Source organism: Duganella rivi (genome assembly GCF_009857435.1).
GTDB lineage: Bacteria > Pseudomonadota > Gammaproteobacteria > Burkholderiales > Burkholderiaceae_D > Rugamonas > Rugamonas rivi.
In genome coordinates this window covers 26096-43666 of the sequence record NZ_WWCK01000002.1, presented here as the reverse complement: position 1 = coordinate 43666, position 17571 = coordinate 26096, and the positions used below count along the sequence as shown (strand labels likewise).

The following is a 17571-nucleotide window of genomic DNA, read 5'->3' as shown; positions in this document are numbered from 1 at the left end:
GGCTATGCTTCAGCCCAGCGCAGCCTTCATGCGGTTGGCCTTGGCAACCTGCTCTGGATTACCGCCGCGCAGCACTTCATCCAGCAGTTCGCGTGCGCCTTCCTTATCGCCGATTTCCTGGTAGGCGTCGGCGAGATCCAGCTTGGTGTCCATTTCCATGTGATGGGCGGACAGCGGCTCGTTGCTGACCGGCGCGGCTGCGGCCGGCGCTTCGGTGGCCGTGGCTGCGCCGCCGCCCAGGTTGTCCAGATCCAGATCGATGCTGGACAGGTCAAATTCCTGCGCGGCCGGTGGCGGTGCGGCGGTGATGCTTTCCACTTCCGGCGGCAGGTCGAGGCTGGTGTCGAAGTCGAGCGCGCCGGCGTCCGCTTTCGGCGGTTCGCTCAGGGCCGGTACTTCTGGGATATCAAAGCCAGCCAAGTCCAGATCCAGCGGATCGGTGGCGGACGAAGGCTTGCTCTCTTCAGCCGGCGCGGACGATGGCAGATCGAGGCCGAAGTCCATGCCCAGGTCGTCGGCTGGGGCCGGCGCAGCTGCTGGCACTTCGATGGCTGGCGCGGCCGGCGCCGAGACTGGCTCAAAGCTCAGTCCGCCCAAGTCGAAGTCCATCAGGTTGTCGGATTCGGCTGCGACCGAGGCTGGCGAGATTGCGGCATCGGCTGCTTGCGGCAGCGCGGTGTCGAGATCGGCGCCGAAGTCGAGATCGTTGAAGTCGGCCAGCGGGTCTGCCGGGGCTGGCGCAGGTGCCGGCGCTGGTGCAGCGTCCTGGCTCAGATCCAGATCCAGCGGAGCAGCTGCGGCTGGCGCCTCGGCCGGAGTATAGGTTGCGCCGAAATCATTGCCGAAGTCCGGCTCAGCGGCGGCGGCTGCGGCGGCAGCACCAACCACGGCGGCGGTGGCAACCGGGGCGGCAGCAAACGGCGTGTCGCCGCTATCCTTGCCCATGGTGTACAGCGGATTGGCTGGATCCAGGCTTTGGCCCATGGCGGCGGCTTGCGCCCACTCGTCGCCTTGGCCGCGGGTGATCGCGTACAGTTCCGACGCCTGCGTTTCAAACGAGCGCGCATCTTTGCGTGCCACGTAGATTTCCAGCAGTTTCAGGCGCACGGCGTGACGCTCAGGCTGGGTGCGCAGCGCTTCTTTCAGGATCTCTTCCGCCTGTGCGTCGCGGCCGTAAGCGATGTAGACGTCGGCTTCCGCGACCGGATCAACCTCATTGGTATCGAGCTGGCTGGCCGATGGCGCGAAGTTCGAGTTGAACACGCTGTTGTTGGTATCGACGCTCTGGCCGCCGGCATCGGCGATCAGCGGCGTTTGCGGCGGGATGGCGGTGTCGCCGAGGATGGACGGTTCTTCCGCCGGCACCACGAATTTCTTGCGACGGCGCGAGGCCATGATGCCGACCACGCCCAGCAACACGGCCGCCAGGGCAGCACCAACGTAGTTGATGTTGTCCATCAGGGTTTCGAAGAAGCTTGGCTCGGCCAGCTTCTTCGGCGGCAACACCAGCGTGCGCTTCGGTTTGTGCTCCTGCGGCGTCACGTCCATCGTGACCACGCCGGAAGCGGCCGATGCAGCAGCCGAGGCGGAAGCCGATGGCTTCCTGGCGTCGGCAGCAGCCTTGCTCTTCACCGCCATCAACTTTTCAAGATCGTTGACGTTCTTTTCCAGTTCCTTGACGCGGGCGGCGGCTTCGTCCACCTGCTTTTGCTTGGCGATCTTGTCTTCTTCCGCCGCTTGGCCCGTCTTGCCTTGCTGCGGCGCGCTGGCGGTGGCCTTGGACAGTGTCAGCTTGTCCTTGGCGGTGTTGGTGGCGGTTGGTTTCTCTTCCACCTTGGCGGTGATTTTGCCGGAGACGTTTTGCGTTGGATCGGCTTCCTTGGCCGGCGCGCTGGCGGCCACCTGGCCTGCCAGCTTGGCACGGTAGGCGTTGAAGTCGGCTGCGTGTGCAACCACCACGCCGCGTGCCTCGCTATCGCTGCCGGCATTGCGGATCGCGTCCGAATCCGGCACGGCCAGGATCTGGCCCGATTTCAGGCGGTTCATATTGTTGCCACTGAACGCTTCAGGATTGGCGCGGTATAGCGCTACCAGCATCAAATCCAGCGATACATCCACCGGCTTCACTTGATTGGCGATGCGAGTCAGGTTGTCGCCGGCTTTGACGGTGTATTCGCTGGCGGCGGTCTTGGCCGCTGGTGCGACTGGCGGACGGGCTGGCTGCGCTGCCGCAGCGGCCGGAGCCGGCGTTGCCGCTGGCGCCGGGGCCGGGGCCGGCGCGGCGGACGGCGCCACGCGGTTACCGAGGTCTACCGGCGCGGTCACTTGCGGCGCCTGGGTAGCGCGCAGGTCAGGCGGATCCAGCAGGAAGGTGTACTCGCGCACCATGCGGCCGCCAGTCCAGTTCAGTTCCAGCAGCATGTCGACGAACGGCTCGTTGATCGGCTGGCTGGAGGTCACTTTGATTACTTGCTTGCCGTTGCGCGGCTCCACTTCAAACCGCAGCGACATCAGCGCCGGGTTGAAATCGATATTCGCCGAACGGAAGGCCTCGGCCGGCGCCAGCTTGGCGACCAGAGCGCTCGCTTCGTCCGGGGTCACGGCCGTGAGTTCAATTTCCGCCCGCAGCGGCTGTCCCAGCGCCGACAGGACAGTTAGCTTGCCTAGTCCCGCCGCATTTGCAGACGCGGCCAACAAAACAGCGCTGGCAACGGCGCTGGTGAGTGACTTCAACGCGAACGAAACAAAGGGGCGATTTTGTACAGGCATAGTGTGGCGTTTTTATGATTGTCAGAGGGAAAATGTTACTTTCCCGGATATACCAACATAACATCATGCTCAGGAGCATGCAAGCTTTGCACCACTGTAAACCAACAAAAGGGCTTTCCCCTATGAGAACACATAGGAAAAAGCCCTTCTCTTGTGACGATGAACCCCACAACCTGCAGCATGGTGCGGCGTGCGCGGCTGCAGGGTCGGCCCCCGTACGGGGTCCGACCCTGCGTGGCAGTGCGGGTTTACTGGTCCAGAACGATGCGCAGCATGCGGCGCAGTGGTTCAGCCGCGCCCCACAGCAGTTGGTCGCCGACGGTAAAGGCCGACAGGTACTCTGGGCCCATGCTCATCTTGCGCAGACGGCCGACCGGAATCGTCAGGCTACCGGTCACCGCCGCTGGCGACAGGTCTTTCATCGACGCTTCGCGGGTGTTAGGCACAACCTTGGCCCACTGGTTGGCCGAGGCGATGATGTCGGTAATTTCATCCAGCGGCACATCCTTGTTCAGCTTGATAGTCAGTGCTTGCGAGTGGCAGCGCATGGCACCGATACGCACACACAGGCCGTCCACAGGGATCGCTTTCGAACCGAAGTCCGGGCCCAAGCCCAGAATCTTGTTGGTCTCGGCGCCGCCCTTCCACTCTTCCTTCGACTGGCCGTTGCCCAGGTCTTTGTCGATCCAAGGGATCAGGTTGCCGGCCAGCGGCACGCCAAACTGCTTGGTCTCGTCAGCCGACAGACCGTGCTGGGTTGCCAGCACCTGACGGTCGATTTCCAGGATGGCCGAAGCAGGATCGTCCAGCAGCGGCTTGACCGCGCCGTTGATGGTGCCGAACTGGGTCAGCAGTTCGCGCATGTGCTGTGCACCGCCGCCCGATGCCGCCTGGTAGGTCATGGAGGTCATCCAATCGACCAGGCCGTGCTGGAACAGGCCGCCCAAACCGATCAGCATGCACGACACGGTGCAGTTACCGCCGATGAAGTTCTTTACGCCCTTGCCCAGCGCGTCCTTGATGACGTGCATGTTCACTGGATCCAGCACGATGACCGCGTCTTTTTCCATGCGCAGGGTCGATGCAGCATCGATCCAGTAGCCGTTCCAGCCGGCTGCGCGCAGTTTCGGGAATACTTCGGTGGTGTAATCGCCGCCTTGGCACGAGATGATGATCTCGCACTTTTTCAGTTCGTCGATGTCGGTCGCGCTTTTCAGCTTGGTTTCGTTCTTGGCCATTGCCGGTGCGTTGCCGCCCGGATTCGAAGTGGTGAAGAACACCGGTTCGATGTGGGCGAAATCGCCCTCTTCCTGCATGCGTTGCATCAGGACCGAACCTACCATACCGCGCCAACCTACCAGACCTACGAGTTTCATTTTGCTCTTCCTTGTCTATAAATTTTTTATGCCAGTGCTTTGACGACCGCGTTGCCCATCTCTTCGGTGCCCACTTTGGTGGCGCCTTCTTCGTAGATGTCGGCAGTGCGCAGGCCTTGTGCCAGCACTTTCTTGACGGCGTTTTCGATGCGGTCTGCTTGCTCAACTTTGTTCAGCGAGAAACGCAGCATCATGGCGGCCGACAGAATGGTTGCCAATGGATTGGCGATGCCTTTGCCGGCGATATCCGGCGCCGAACCATGCGATGGCTCGTACAAGCCCTTGTTGTTGGCATCCAGCGAGGCCGATGGCAGCATGCCGATCGAACCGGTCAGCATGGCCGCTGCGTCGGACAGAATGTCGCCGAACATATTGCCGGTCACGATGACGTCGAACTTCTTCGGCGCGCGCACCAGCTGCATGGCCGCGTTGTCGACGTACATGTGATCGAGCGCCACGTCCGGGTATTCCTTGTGCACGTCGGTGACGATGTCTTTCCAGAACTGGAAAGTCTCCAGCACATTCGCCTTGTCCACCGAAGTCAGGCGCTTGCCGCGCTTTTGCGCCGCCTGGAACGCCACGTGGGCGATGCGGCGGATTTCGCCTTCGGCGTAGCGCATGGTGTCGAAACCTTCTCGCTGGCCTTTGAACGGGCCGTCAGGGCACTCGCGCACGCCGCGCGGCTGGCCGAAGTAAATGTCGCCGGTCAGTTCGCGCACGATCAGGATGTCGAGGCCCGACACCACTTCCGGCTTCAGCGTCGAAGCGCCGGCCAGTTCCGGGTACAGAATCGCCGGACGCAGATTGCCGAACAAGCCCAGATTTTTACGCAGACCCAGAATCGCTTGCTCAGGACGCAGCGGGCGATCCAGCGTGTCGTACTTCCAGTCGCCAACGGCGCCGAACAGCACCGCGTCGGCGTCCTTGGCCAGCTTCAGCGTGGCTTCCGGCAGCGGGTGGCCGCTGGCTTCGTAGCCGGCGCCGCCGACCGGGGCGGTTTCCATCTCAAATTTTTCGCCCAGCACGTTCAGTACCTTGACTGCCTGCGTGACGATTTCCGGGCCGATGCCATCGCCCGGGAGGATTGCGATTTTCATGTTTTCGATCTTTAGATGACGTTAGCCAACCATGGTTGGTTTGCCAGATGGCGCCCTTCGAATTCACGGATAGTGTCGGCGTGACGCAGGGTCAGGCCGATATCGTCGAGCCCGTTCATCAGGCAGTATTTGCGGAAGGCGTCGATCTCGAATGGGTAGGAGACGCTGCCGTTGCTGGTGGAAATGCGCTGCTGCTCAAGATCGACCACCAGTTTGTATCCGGGGAAGGCCTTGACTTCGTTGAACAGATGATCGATCTGCGCTTCAGTTAATACGATGGGCAGCAAGCCGCTCTTGAAACAGTTGTTGAAGAAGATGTCGGCAAACGACGGCGCGACGATCGCGCGGAAGCCGTATTGATCGAGCGCCCACGGCGCGTGCTCGCGCGAGGAGCCGCAGCCGAAGTTTTTGCGGGTCAGCAGGATCGAGGCGCCCTGGTAGCGCGCTTCGTTCAGCACGAACTCCGGGTTCAGCGGACGCTTGCTGTTGTCCATGCCCGGTTCACCGTGGTCGAGATAGCGCCACTCGTCAAACAGGTTGGGGCCAAAGCCGGTGCGGTGGATGGACTTCAGGAATTGCTTGGGGATGATGGCGTCGGTATCGACATTGGCGCGATCCAGCGGCGCAACCAAACCTTCATAAATCGTAAATTTTTCCATGATCGTTCTACTGTGGACGGGCGCCTGGCCCGCCGGATTTTTAATGGCCTGAGGCGCCTTGCACCGCCTGCCCCGCTTTTTGGATGTCCTTGCCCATGCCGGAAATGGTGTTGCAGCCAGTCAGTACGAAGGTAGCGATAATGGTCAGTGCGAAGATCTTTTTCATGATGGTTCCTAACAGTTGTGCGGCGCCTCAGCCGCGTTTTTCATTTATAAAACTGCGTCAGTGCAGTGCGCGTACGTCGACAAAGTGACCGGCGATACCGGCTGCCGCAGCCATCGCAGGCGACACCAGGTGGGTGCGGCCGCCTTGGCCCTGACGTCCTTCGAAGTTACGGTTGGAGGTCGACGCGCAGCGCTCGCCCGGTTCCAGGCGGTCGGCATTCATCGCCAGGCACATCGAGCAGCCCGGTTCGCGCCATTCAAAACCAGCGGCCTTAAAGATCTGATCCAGGCCTTCACGCTCGGCTTGCTCTTTCACCAGGCCCGAGCCGGGCACCACCAGCGCCAGCTTGACGTTGGATGCGCGCTGCTTGCCGCGTACCACCGCTGCCGCCGCGCGCAAATCTTCAATGCGCGAGTTGGTGCAGGAGCCGATGAACACCTTGTCGATGCGGATATCTTCGATGGCGGTGTTTGGCTTCAAGTCCATATAGACCAGTGCCTTTTCCATGGCGTTGCGCTTGACGCTGTCTTTTTCGTGATCAGGATCAGGCACGCGGCCATCGACCGGCAGCACCATCTCGGGCGAGGTGCCCCAGGTCACTTGCGGCTTGATCTCGGCGGCGTTCAAGGTCACGACCAGGTCGAACTTGGCGCCCGGATCGGTGTGCAGCGTGCGCCAGTAAGCGACGGCTTGATCCCAGTGCGGGCCAGCCGGCGAGAACGGACGGCCTTTCACATAGTTGATGGTGGTGTCGTCGACGCCGATGATGCCGGCGCGCGCGCCCGCTTCAATTGCCATATTGCAGACCGTCATGCGGCCTTCCATCGACAACGCGCGGATGGCCGAGCCGCCAAATTCCATGCAGTAGCCGGTGCCGCCGGCGGTGCCGATCTTGCCGATGATCGCCAGTACGATATCTTTCGCAGTCACGCCGGCCGGCAGCACGCCGTTGACTTCCACCAGCATGGCTTTCGATTTCTTTTGCAACAGGGTCTGGGTGGCCAGCACGTGCTCCACTTCCGAGGTGCCGATGCCGTGCGCCAGCGCGCCGAACGCGCCGTGGGTCGAGGTGTGCGAGTCGCCGCAGACCACGGTCATGCCCGGCAAGGTCGCGCCCTGCTCAGGGCCGATCACGTGCACGATGCCCTGGCGCTTGTCGTTCATGTTGAAGTAAGTCAGACCGTAGGACTTGGCGTTCTTGTCCAGCGTTTCCACTTGCAGGCGCGAGACCGGGTCGGCAATGCCTTCGGCGCGCGAGGTGGTCGGCACGTTGTGGTCGGCCACGGCCAGGTTGGCCGATAGGCGCCACGGCTGGCGATTGGCGGCGCGCAGGCCGTCGAAAGCTTGCGGGCTGGTGACTTCGTGCACGAGGTGACGGTCGATGTACAGGATCGTGGTGCCGTCCTCTTCGGTACGGACCACGTGGGATTCCCAGAGTTTGTCGTAAAGCGTCTTCATGATGATGTTTGCGTACTGCTACGATTATCCAACTTGATTATGCCATATTGTGCAATGCAATAGCAGCCACCGCTGTCCAGCCTCTTGAGCCCGACGCCTTCTGCATACCGATCGACTTGGTATGACCCCTTGATACTGCTACCCCGCACTACGTGAGAGGGGTCTGACCCCGTACGGGGTCAGACCCCGCGGCATACCGCCGTGCGGGGTACTAATTGTGATACCGAAAAAAAAAGCCTGCGTGGGACGCAGGCTTCGGTTCCTTCTAACCCGGTCTTTCGACTCAGGCCGCCATGCGTACACTACCTCGACAACCGTCCATTAGGAACGATAGGCCTACCACTAGCACCAGCTCGCCCTCGGCGGAGCGAGCCGTGCCGGTAATGCCCTCGACGGTAATCGCGGTCATTGGTTTAATCACCAGGTCGGCAGTGCCGTCCACCGCTTCCACGGCCAGGATGTAAGGCTGTGGTGCCGAGACAACAATACCCACCTTCTCGCGGCAGCTCTCGTAGCCGAGCGAATCGGCCAGCGAGCGCACCGGCAGCGGACGGCCCTGGTCTTTCAAGACCGGCGCGCCGCCCACTTCCATGAACACTTCCGGCAGCTCGACCACACGCTGCACCACGGCCATCGGCAGCGCCAGCGCGGCGCCCGAGGTCGACACCAGCATGGTCGGCACAATCGACAGCTCGATCGGCAGGCGGATGGAGAACTTGGTGCCCTTGCCCAGCTCGGACTCGATCTGGATCGCGCCGCGGTTTTTCTCCACGGCGGTCTTCACCACGTCCATGCCGACGCCGCGGCCGGACACGCTCGATGCCACTTCCTTGGTCGAGAAACCCGGTAAGAATACCAGTTGCAGGCAATCGTCGGTGGAAAGCTGCGCTGATTCGGAAATCAGACCCTTCTGCAGCGCCTTGGCGCGCAGCTTGACCGGATCCATGCCCTTGCCGTCATCTTGCAGCACGATCATGACGCTGTTGGCTTCCTGCCATGCTTTCAACTGGATGAAGGACTTGATCGGCTTGCCGGCAATGGCGCGCTCTTCCGGCGTTTCCACCCCGTGGTCGAGCGAGTTGCGCAGCATGTGCACCAGCGGATCGTACAGCGAATCGACCACCACGCGGTCGACTTCGGTCTCCGCACCCTCGATGTTCAGATCGACTTCCTTGCCCAGATCCTTGGCCAGTTCGCGCACCAGTCGCGGGAATTTCTGGAACAGGCGGCCCACCGGCTGCATGCGGGTTGCCAGCGTGGCGCGCTGCAGTTCGGTCGAGTAGCGCGAGGCGCGTTCCAGCGTTTCAGCCAGCGTCGACATCAGCGTTTGCGCCTGGCCCTCAAACTTGAACTGCATCAGGCGTTCCAGCAGCACGGCGGCCTGGTTGGCGGCCTGCACCGATTCGCCAGCCACTTCCAGCAGCGCGTCCAGCTTGACGGCGTCGATACGGATCGATTCTTCCTTGGCCGGTGCACTTTGCGGGCGCTCCTCCTTTTTCTCGGAGGCTTCGCGGCGCGGCGCAGCCTTGACTTCAGCAGCAACGGCGGCGATTTCAGCCGAGGTAGGCGCGGCCGGCGCAGCGGCCGGTGCGGCAGCAACTGCAGCAGGCGGCGGTGCGGAACGGGTATAGCTACCGGCCGGCATCACGCTTTCATACATGCCTTCCCAGTCCAGGCCGTCGGCCGATGGCGCGGCGGCTGGCGCAGCGACCGCAGCAGCGGCAACCGGGGCTGGCGCGGCAGCGGCAGGCGCCGGTGCGGCGGCAGGCTTGGCCGGCGCCGAGTCGGACTTGCCGGCAATGGCGTCGTTCAACAGCGCTTCCAGGTCGCCCGGCAAGGCCGGCAGGCTGCTCGGTTCGGCGCCGTCGTTCAGTTCAGCCAGCTGGTCGGCCACAAAGCCGGAGGCCTGCAACGCCGCTTCGATCGACAGCGGGGTGACCGGCGCAGCACCGGTACGCAATGCGTCGAACAAGTTTTCGGTCAGGTGGCAGGCCGCGACCAGCGCAGGCAAGCCCATGAAACCAGCACCGCCCTTGATCGTGTGGAAGGAACGGAACACCGCATTCAGCGTCTCTTTATTGTCCGGGTCGCGTTCGAGGCGCAGCAGGTGCTCCTCCACGTTGACCGCCAGATCCATCGCCTCAACGACGAAATCCTTCAGCATATCGTCCATTAGAACCCCAGATCGGCAAGAAGGTCGTCAACACTATCCTGATTCAGCGCCACGGTCGGAGCCGATGGGCCGGACATCAGGGACACTTCTTTCTGCGCAATTTTTTCCTTGACGCTAGGCGGCGCATTGTCTTTCAGCAGCTGCGCCAGCTCTTGCTCCACGGTCTTGGTGATGTGCACCACCTTCTTGATCAGCTGACCGGTAATGTCCTGGAAGTCCTGCGCCATCATGATGTCCAGCAGGCGGGCTTTTTCGGCTTCGGTAGCGGCCGACACGGCCACGGCGAATTTCTGCGAGTCGCCGGCCAGTTGCTTGAACTGTTCCAGGCTCAATTTGCCGGCAAACAGGTCGGCCCAGCGGGTTTCCATGTCCTTGGACTGCTTGGACAGCACGTCCTGCTCCGGCATGCCCTCGTCCAGGGTGTTGAGCACCTTGTTGGCGGCTTGCTCGGTAAGCGAGGCGACGTATTCGAGGCGGTCTTGGGCGTCGCTGATCTGGGTCGCGGCTTCGGTCAGCGCCTTGTCGTAGCCGAGTTCGCGAAGCGAATCGTGCAGCAGGCGCACGATGCCGCCGAGGCGTTCAAACATCACGTCCTTGCCGCCCTCGCCCTCGCCGCCGTCGGCGGCAGGTGCAGCCGCAGGAGCGGCTTCGGGTGCGGCGGATGCCGCCGCATCGGGCGGCCTGGCGGCGGCGACTTCTTCGAACAGGCTTTCCAGGTCATCTTCCGCAGCAGCGGCCGGCGCGGGTGCTGGTGCTGGAGCTGGCGCTGCGGATTTGCTCTGAGCGGACACTTCTTCAAATAATGCGTCGAAATCGTCAGCGGCGTTAGTCATAATCCCTGCTTCTCCATATTTGGTAAATTTGCTGCCCTAAACTAGCTGTATTTGGAGATACTAACATTGGATAGAACAACGGAGTATGCCGCGAGACACAAAAGTAGTGCTTTAGTGCAAAAAAAACCTGTAAAAAGCATAAAAGCCCACACCGCGCTCCGCAGGACAAAGCACTTTTATTTGATAAATATCAAGTCTTTCCATAGTATCAATAATGTAAATCGCGACTACAATGAAGCTGTGAGCTGAATCAGAAAGGAGGTTCATCATGTACCGCAAAATCCTGATCACCACCGACGGTTCCGCCGTCTCCAGCAAGACCGCCTGCGCCGGCGTGCAGTTTGCCGAGCAGCTGGGCGCCGAGGTGCTGGCGCTGTTCGTGGCGCCCGAGTACCAGTACCCGATCTACGTTGAAATCATCCCGCCCAGCTATCCCAGCGAGGACGAATACCGCGCCGCCATGCAGCGTGCCGGGCAAGAGCACACCCAGGACGTGGTCGCGTCCTGCGCCCGGCGCGGCGTGCGCTGCGAGGCCATGACCGCGTTCCACGAGAGCGCCGCGCTGAAGATCGTCGACGTGGCGCAACAGAACGGCTGCGACCTGATCTTCATCGGCTCCCACGGACGCAGCGGCTGGGGCCAATTGCTGCTGGGCAGTGTAACCAACAAGGTGTTGCACAACTCCAAAATCCCGGTACTGGTGCACCGCTTAATCAAGGAACCCGGCAAATAATCAGCGTGCGGCCGCTTTTCTGTAGTAAGATCATAAGATTGATTCAAACATAATAACACTTACTATTAATCACTTTTTTAGCGGCCCTTATGATTCGTATCGTCATTGCGGATGACCACACCATCATGCGTGAAGGCCTCAAGCGCATACTCGACGGTGCGCCGGACATCGACATCGTGGGCGAAGCCATCGACGGCTTCGAGGTGCTGGGCCACGTGCGCCAAGGCGGCTTCGACCTGCTGCTGCTGGACTTGTCCATGCCCGGCCGCAGCGGCGTCGACCTGATCCGCCAGATCAAGGCCGAGGCCCCCAAGCTGGCCATCCTGATTCTCACCATGCACGAGGAAGAACAGTACGCGGTGCGCGCCATCCGCGCCGGCGCGCAGGGCTATCTGACCAAGGAAAGCGCCGGCACCCAGCTGGTCGGCGCCATCCGCAAGGTCGCTTCCGGCCGTCCGTATATTAGTACCGAAGTGGCGGAGCAATTGGCGCTCAACATCATGATGCCGCACGAGTCGCTGCTGCATAAACAATTATCCGACCGCGAATTCGAGGTGTTCTCGCTGCTGGTGGCCGGCCGCTCCATTACCGAGATCGCCAACAGCCTGCACCTGAGCGTGAAAACCGTCAGCACCCACAAGACCCGCATCATGCAGAAGATGGGCATGGGTTCGCTGTCGGAAATGGTTCAGTACGCGGTGGCCCATCGATTATTGTCCCCCTTCAAGACCTGAGCGAAGCAAGCTCGGGCGTAGGAGAACTCCTACATTTGCCGGCGTGAGTCCTACGTCTACATTCAGCCTTTGCTGATATCTATCCCTCCCCTGTGTTGGCATACTGAAACCATACCGCACAGCACCTAGCCCACAGGAGAGATAACCATGCTGTCTACGCAAACGACTGAAATTCGCCCGGCCACGACGACGCTGCAATCGTCGTCGATGGAAGCCGGCCGCCAGCGTCAGGGGCGGCTCTGGTCGAACCTCAAGGAAGTCTGCGACCTCCTGCACATTCCGGCGGCCAACTCGCTGGCCAACGAGGAGCTGCTGTTCCAGCACGTGCAATTTAAAACCGGCCAGCGCATCCACACCATCGGCCAGCCGTTCGACACCCTGTACATCGTCAATTCCGGCTTCTTGAAAACCGTGCTCATCGACGAATACGGCAACGAGCAAGTGCTGAGCTTCCCGATGAAGGGCGACATGCTGGGCGTGGACGGCATCCACACCCGCCATTACTCGTCGGAAGCGGTGGCGCTGTCCGATTGCGACCTGATCCTGCTGCCATTCAAGAAGCTGACCACGCTGGGCCGCATCCACCCGGAGCTGGAAAACATGATGTACGGCGTGATGAGCCGCGAGCTGGTACGCGAGCAATCGATGATCGGCATGCTGGGCGCGCTGAGCGCCGAGGCGCGGGTGGCGCGCTTCCTGGTGGCGCTGGCCGAACGCTTCGCGCAGATGGGCTATTCGAGCAAGCTGTTCAACCTGCGCATGACGCGCCACGAAATCGGCAGCTACCTCGGGCTGACGCTCGAAACCGTGAGCCGCACGCTGTCGGCCTTCAACGAAATCGGCATGATCAGCGTCGACCAGCGCACCATCGGCATCAAGGATCCCGAAGCCCTGAAAACTTTACGCCGCCTGCCGCCGTCGCGCACGCGCGGCCGCCCTGCTTCGCGCAGCAAGCGCGGCGATACCGTACCGTCCGGCCAGTTGCTGGCGGCCTTGTAGCACGTAGCACCTCAGTCGTCTTACTCAGTATTACCCCCCGTATTACCCAGCCTTGGGCCCGGTTTCTGACCGGGCCATTTTTTTAATGAATTTATAACTGAAAAAGGCTTGCATTCCATCGCGGCTTCCACAATAATGAATGCAAATACGAATCATTCTTATTTATGGAGAACCAGACGATGATTACAACGACCCCTGCCATGCCTCCTGCCATCGCTGCCCACCCAGTTGCTGCAGCTGCCGCCGTACAAGCCGTCAAGCCAGTCAAGCGCATCACCAGCGCCAGCCTGATGGAAGGCGGCCGCGAGCTCGAAATCGAACACAGCGGCCGCGTTTACCGCTTGCGCATCACCCAGCTGAATAAATTGATTCTCACCGCTTAAGCATTCCAATTAACTGTGCGTTAAAGGGCGCCGCCGCGCCCACTCTCCCCCTCGAGTAGCCAGCCAACCTAGCCAGCCAAACTCTCTTTCCGAATCAGGAGCGTCTGATGGCCATCGAACAAAGCAACCCGATCTTCCTCGCCCCATCGCATGGCGGCCACAATCCCGAACTGATGCTGTCCGCCGTGCTGCATCTGATGTCGCATTACACAGCCGGCAGCGACGACGCTGGCGGCTGCGTCAAGCTGGCCTCGGTCATCGAGCGCCACTTGAAAGCACTGGCTAGCCTGCCTGACCTGGCGCCGGTGCTGAGCGCAACCTGCGCCCAGCTGTCCGAGCAGTGGGCGCACGAGGTGGAGCGCAATATGCACGAGCAGGAAAAGACCAACTTCCTCAGCCGCATCATGGCACGCGCGCGCACCGCGCCGTCGGTGGCCTGAATCGGGAGCGCTTCACATGTGCGAAAAACACGATCCATTGGCGGCCATCATTGCCGCCGCCATGCCGCAGGTTAGCGGCCCGGTGGGCGCCACCCGCGCGCCGGAACAAGCCAAGCAGCAAGTCATCAAGCCGGTCATCAACAATGTGCTGAGCGCGCTGGCGAAAGAGCCGGAAGCGCAGGCTTCGCGCCGCCGCCGGCTGTGGGAACTGGGCCATGCCTGCCATTGTCCGCTGGTCGGTGTCGGCTTCCCGCTGGGCGTGCTGCGCAAGCTGGTCGATAAAGTCACCAATGGCAAGGTGGTGGCCGATGATTACGAGGTGCACGTCGGCGCGGTGACCGAATGCTCGACGCGCAACCGGCTGTCCGAGGCACTGCAAAAAGAGCTGGAGCGCCGTTACGCGCCGGTGTTGCTGCGCTTCCGCAACGCCAAGAGCACCGAGCAGGTGGCCGAGCTGTGGCGCACCGCCGTGGCGAATGGCGACGTGGCCGGCGCGTTCTGGGCCGGTCTCACGCACCCGCGCTGCACTTCCGAGCTGGAAGAACAGATGTGCCGCGACCTGCACATGGTGCAGCACCAGGCCGGCGCTTGTGTGCGTGCCGACATCAGCAAGTTCAACGCCACGCTGGAAGAGAACAAGCGCCTGGCGCACGATTTGAACAAGGCGCAGCAGCGCGCTACCGCCCTGATGGCCGAGAAAAGCAGCGAGGCCGAGAAGCATGGCGCGCAGCTGATGCAGTTGCGCGCACAAGTGGTGGGCAAGGACAGCATGATCGACTCGCTGAAGATTGAGCTGGAACAGTTGCGCGAGTCGATTCCGGGACTGGAGTCGCGCGCCAGGCTGGCCGAGCGCCTGGCGCAGATGGAGGAACGCGAGCGCGCCATGCGCAATCAGATCAACGAGCTGAAGCTGGAATTAGCACGCGCTGCTGAAGCGCCGGTTGCAGTGCAAGAAGAAGCACAGCAAGTGGTTGAGCACGTCATGAAGATGCCGCTGCGCTTGAGCGATCGCGCCGTGCTGTGCGTGGGCGGGAGGAATGGCAATGTGGCCAGCTACCGCGAGTTGATCGAGCGTGAAGGCGCGCAGTTTACGCATCATGACGGCGGCTTGGAGGATAACGCCAACCGGCTCGAAGCGAGCCTGGCGGCGGCCGACCTGGTGATCTGCCAGACCGGCTGCATCAGCCACAGCGCCTACTGGCGCGTGAAAGACTACTGCAAGCGCAACGGCAAGCGTTGCGTGTTCATCGACAACCCTAGCATCTCCAGCCTGGCGCGCGGCCTCGAACAGGCCGGTGCAGACTAAATTCGGGGTCAGTTCTGCCAATCGCACACGTACTCATGTACCAATGGCAGAACTGACCCCGAATTTTAGTAGACGTCGCGACGGTAGCGGCCGGTGGCAGCGAGGTCATCAAGGACTTCACGGCCCAAGGCTGCTGCCAAGGCCGTATCAACTCCCGCCGCCATCCCCTCCAGGCTACCGCAGATGTAAATCGCCGCACCTTGCGCCACCCACGCGCGCACCTCGTCGGCCTGTTCGGCCAGACGATCCTGCACATAACGCCGCTCGGCTTGATCGCGCGAGAACACCATGTCCAGTTTCTCCAGCATGCCATCGCGCTGCCAGCCGTCGAGCTCGGCGCGGTAGTGGTAATCGTAAGCCGCATTGCGCTCGCCGAACAGCAGCCAGTTACGTCCCTGCCCCGCCAGCGCGCGCGCTTTCAAGTGCCCGCGCAGACCAGCGATGCCGCTGCCGTTGCCGATCAAGATCAATGGCCGCTCCGAATTGCCATTCAAACGGAAACGCTTATGCTGGCGCAGCCGCAACTGCACGCTGGAACCCAGCGCTGCCTGCTGCGTCAACCATCCCGACGCCACGCCATGCGTGCCATCCTCATGCGTATGCAAGCGCACCAGCAAATGCACGCGTCCATCCGCAGGAATCGACGCGATCGAATACTCGCGCGCGCGCGATGGATCGGCCGGTGCAGCAACTTGCACCAGATCGCCCGACTGCCACTCCGGCAGCACACCGCTAACCGGCTCCAGTTCCAGGTGATAAATCGGCTCACCCGCGCTACCCAGATTCAACTGCACACGCTCGCTCAAGCGCCACTCGCCAAACGCCGGCGCACTCCAATCGGGCGCATCGCTGGTGCCTACCAAGTGGCTCAACTGCTGACGCCACTGCGCTATCGCCTCATCCGAACTGCGATTCACTTCCACCCGCGGGAACAAGGCCTGCGCGCCTTGCGCCTGCAGCCACTGATCGAGCGCGCGGCCGAAACCGCAGAACTGCGCGTACGCACTGTCGCCCAGCGCCAGCACCGCATAGTGCAATCGCGGCAGCGGCAGCGAGGTCGTCATCAAGCGGCCGACAAACGCCGCTGCGCCATCCGGCGCATCGCCCTCGCCGTAGGTACTGACCAAGAACAACACGCGCTCGGCGCGCTGTAAATCTTCCGCCCCAAGTTCAGACAATTCGGACAACTGCGCCGGAATCCCGGCCAGCTTCAAGGTGGCAGCGGTCTGCTGCGCCAGTTCCTCGGCATTGCCGGTCTGGCTAGCGTAGGCGACGATCCAGCCAGTGTCGGGCATGGCCGCCGCTTCCGCCTTGGCGCGCGCGGCAGCCAAGCGCTTGCGGCGCGTGCGCAAGTAAGGCGCGAGGCAGACCAGCGCGTAAGCCGCGCCCATGCCTGCCACCAGCATTAATCGGGTGGGGTCGTTAGTCCAAATCATTCGTCAAGCATATTGCGTAAATGGGAACTCAGGTATTCGGTAAAACTGCCGTCCGTTTGGCGAACGACAAATCGCGCAGCCAAGCCTTGCTGCTCGGCCAACTGCAAGCCATCGCGGCTGCCCAGCACGGTCAGCGCGGTCGACCAGGCGTCGGCCGCCATGCATTGCGGGTGCACCACAGTCACGGAAGCCAGATCGTTCGCGATCGGCATGCCGTTGCGCGGGTCGATGGTGTGGGAGTAGCGCCGGCCGTTCATCTCGAAGTAGCGGCGGTAGTCGCCCGAGGTGGCGACCGACAAGCCGTGCAGCGCCAGCACCATTTCGTCCATCTCGGCGCCGGTAACCTGCTCCAGCATCACCCACCACGGCTGCCCGTCCGGTTTGACGCCGGCGCCGCGCAGCTCGCCGCCCACCTCCACCAGGTGATGCGCAAAGCCCCGCGTTTTCAAGTAGTAAGACAGCCGGTCCACGCTGTAGCCCTTGGCCACGGCTGACAAATCCAGCTGCACGCCGCCCGGCTGCAAGGCGCGGCGGCCGTCGCGCTGCAATTGCACCGGCCGCGCCGCCAACTGCGCGCGGGCGATGGTAATTTCATCTTGCGAAGGGGCGACAAAATCAGGCTGGTCGAAACGCCCATACGGCCCGAAGCCCCACAGGTTGACCAGCGAACCAGCGCACGGATCGTAAGCGCCGCCGGAGTCGCGCGCCACGCCCATGGCGTAAGACAGCACATCAAAGAAAGCCGGCGGCAACACCTGCCAGCTATCGTTCGGCGCGCGGTTGAAGCGGCCCAGGTCGGACTCCGCTTCCCAGTGGCTCATCTCGGCCACGATGGAATCGAGCTGCTGTTGCAGCCCGTCCTGTAAATGATCGCAAGCCGCATCCGGCGCGGCCACCAGCCGCACTGACCAGCTGGTGCCCATGCTGCGGCCAGCGTAGTCGCGGATCACGCCGCCTGCTGGCGCCGGGTCGTCGGAAATGTCGTGAGGCAGGAGAACCCGGCGCATGC

Annotated in this window: 16 protein-coding genes; 6 read left to right on the top strand and 10 right to left on the bottom strand. The window is 62.1% G+C overall.

Features of this window, described 5'->3' with window-relative positions; all coding sequences use genetic code 11:
- Positions 1-9: 9 nt before the first annotated feature.
- The 8 genes from GTP45_RS04785 to GTP45_RS04750 all read right to left on the bottom strand — a co-directional run bounded on the left by GTP45_RS04785 (position 10) and on the right by GTP45_RS04750 (position 10531).
- Complete coding sequence (locus GTP45_RS04785) at positions 10-2694, bottom strand: motility hub landmark protein FimV (protein WP_308494584.1); 2685 nt, start codon at positions 2692-2694, stop codon at positions 10-12.
- A gap of 323 nt (positions 2695-3017) precedes the next feature.
- Positions 3018-4145: an aspartate-semialdehyde dehydrogenase gene (asd, locus tag GTP45_RS04780; protein WP_161012760.1), complete on the bottom strand. Its 1128-nt coding sequence runs from the start codon at positions 4143-4145 to the stop codon at positions 3018-3020.
- A 26-nt stretch (positions 4146-4171) separates the two neighbouring features.
- Entirely contained in the window at positions 4172-5242 is a 1071-nt protein-coding gene (gene leuB, locus GTP45_RS04775) for a 3-isopropylmalate dehydrogenase (RefSeq protein WP_161012759.1), read from the bottom strand.
- Between the two features lie 11 nt (positions 5243-5253).
- Entirely contained in the window at positions 5254-5901 is a 648-nt protein-coding gene (leuD, locus tag GTP45_RS04770; protein ID WP_161012758.1) for a 3-isopropylmalate dehydratase small subunit, read from the bottom strand.
- Positions 5902-5941: 40 nt separating this feature from the next.
- Positions 5942-6067: an entericidin A/B family lipoprotein gene (locus GTP45_RS04765; protein WP_161012757.1), complete on the bottom strand. Its 126-nt coding sequence runs from the start codon at positions 6065-6067 to the stop codon at positions 5942-5944.
- 57 nt (positions 6068-6124) lie between these two features.
- The gene (leuC, locus tag GTP45_RS04760; RefSeq protein ID WP_161013433.1) at positions 6125-7528 is read right to left on the bottom strand and encodes a 3-isopropylmalate dehydratase large subunit; all 1404 of its coding nucleotides are present in this window, start codon (positions 7526-7528) and stop codon (positions 6125-6127) included.
- A gap of 280 nt (positions 7529-7808) precedes the next feature.
- Positions 7809-9698: a chemotaxis protein CheA gene (locus GTP45_RS04755; protein ID WP_161012756.1), complete on the bottom strand. Its 1890-nt coding sequence runs from the start codon at positions 9696-9698 to the stop codon at positions 7809-7811.
- Positions 9698-10531, bottom strand: coding sequence for a protein phosphatase CheZ (locus GTP45_RS04750; RefSeq protein ID WP_161012755.1), 834 nt, complete (start codon positions 10529-10531; stop codon positions 9698-9700). The genes GTP45_RS04755 and GTP45_RS04750 overlap by 1 nt, the downstream gene beginning before the upstream one ends.
- Positions 10532-10799: 268 nt before the next feature.
- On the opposite strand from GTP45_RS04750, the gene GTP45_RS04745 reads away from it, so the two are divergent.
- The 6 genes from GTP45_RS04745 to GTP45_RS04720 all read left to right on the top strand — a co-directional run bounded on the left by GTP45_RS04745 (position 10800) and on the right by GTP45_RS04720 (position 15126).
- Positions 10800-11264, top strand: a complete 465-nt coding sequence (locus tag GTP45_RS04745) for a universal stress protein (protein ID WP_161012754.1) — start codon at positions 10800-10802, stop codon at positions 11262-11264.
- Positions 11265-11353: 89 nt separating this feature from the next.
- Positions 11354-11998, top strand: coding sequence for a response regulator (locus GTP45_RS04740; RefSeq protein ID WP_161012753.1), 645 nt, complete (start codon positions 11354-11356; stop codon positions 11996-11998).
- A 207-nt stretch (positions 11999-12205) separates the two neighbouring features.
- Complete coding sequence (locus GTP45_RS04735) at positions 12206-12997, top strand: Crp/Fnr family transcriptional regulator (protein ID WP_161013432.1); 792 nt, start codon at positions 12206-12208, stop codon at positions 12995-12997.
- A 179-nt stretch (positions 12998-13176) separates the two neighbouring features.
- The gene (gene hemP / locus GTP45_RS04730; RefSeq protein WP_174821633.1) at positions 13177-13380 is read left to right on the top strand and encodes a hemin uptake protein HemP; all 204 of its coding nucleotides are present in this window, start codon (positions 13177-13179) and stop codon (positions 13378-13380) included.
- A 107-nt stretch (positions 13381-13487) separates the two neighbouring features.
- Entirely contained in the window at positions 13488-13820 is a 333-nt protein-coding gene (locus tag GTP45_RS04725) for a hypothetical protein (protein ID WP_161012752.1), read from the top strand.
- A 16-nt stretch (positions 13821-13836) separates the two neighbouring features.
- Positions 13837-15126: a DUF2325 domain-containing protein gene (locus tag GTP45_RS04720; RefSeq protein ID WP_161012751.1), complete on the top strand. Its 1290-nt coding sequence runs from the start codon at positions 13837-13839 to the stop codon at positions 15124-15126.
- Positions 15127-15191: 65 nt separating this feature from the next.
- Here the strand turns inward: GTP45_RS04720 and GTP45_RS04715 are convergent, their stop codons facing one another.
- Both GTP45_RS04715 and GTP45_RS04710 read right to left on the bottom strand, forming a co-directional pair.
- Positions 15192-16562, bottom strand: a complete 1371-nt coding sequence (locus GTP45_RS04715) for a sulfite reductase subunit alpha (RefSeq protein WP_161012750.1) — start codon at positions 16560-16562, stop codon at positions 15192-15194.
- Positions 16559-17569 carry an FAD:protein FMN transferase gene (locus tag GTP45_RS04710; protein WP_161012749.1) on the bottom strand — a complete coding sequence of 337 codons (1011 nt, stop codon included), beginning with the start codon at positions 17567-17569 and terminating at the stop codon, positions 16559-16561. The genes GTP45_RS04715 and GTP45_RS04710 overlap by 4 nt, the downstream gene beginning before the upstream one ends.
- Positions 17570-17571 lie beyond the last annotated feature (2 nt).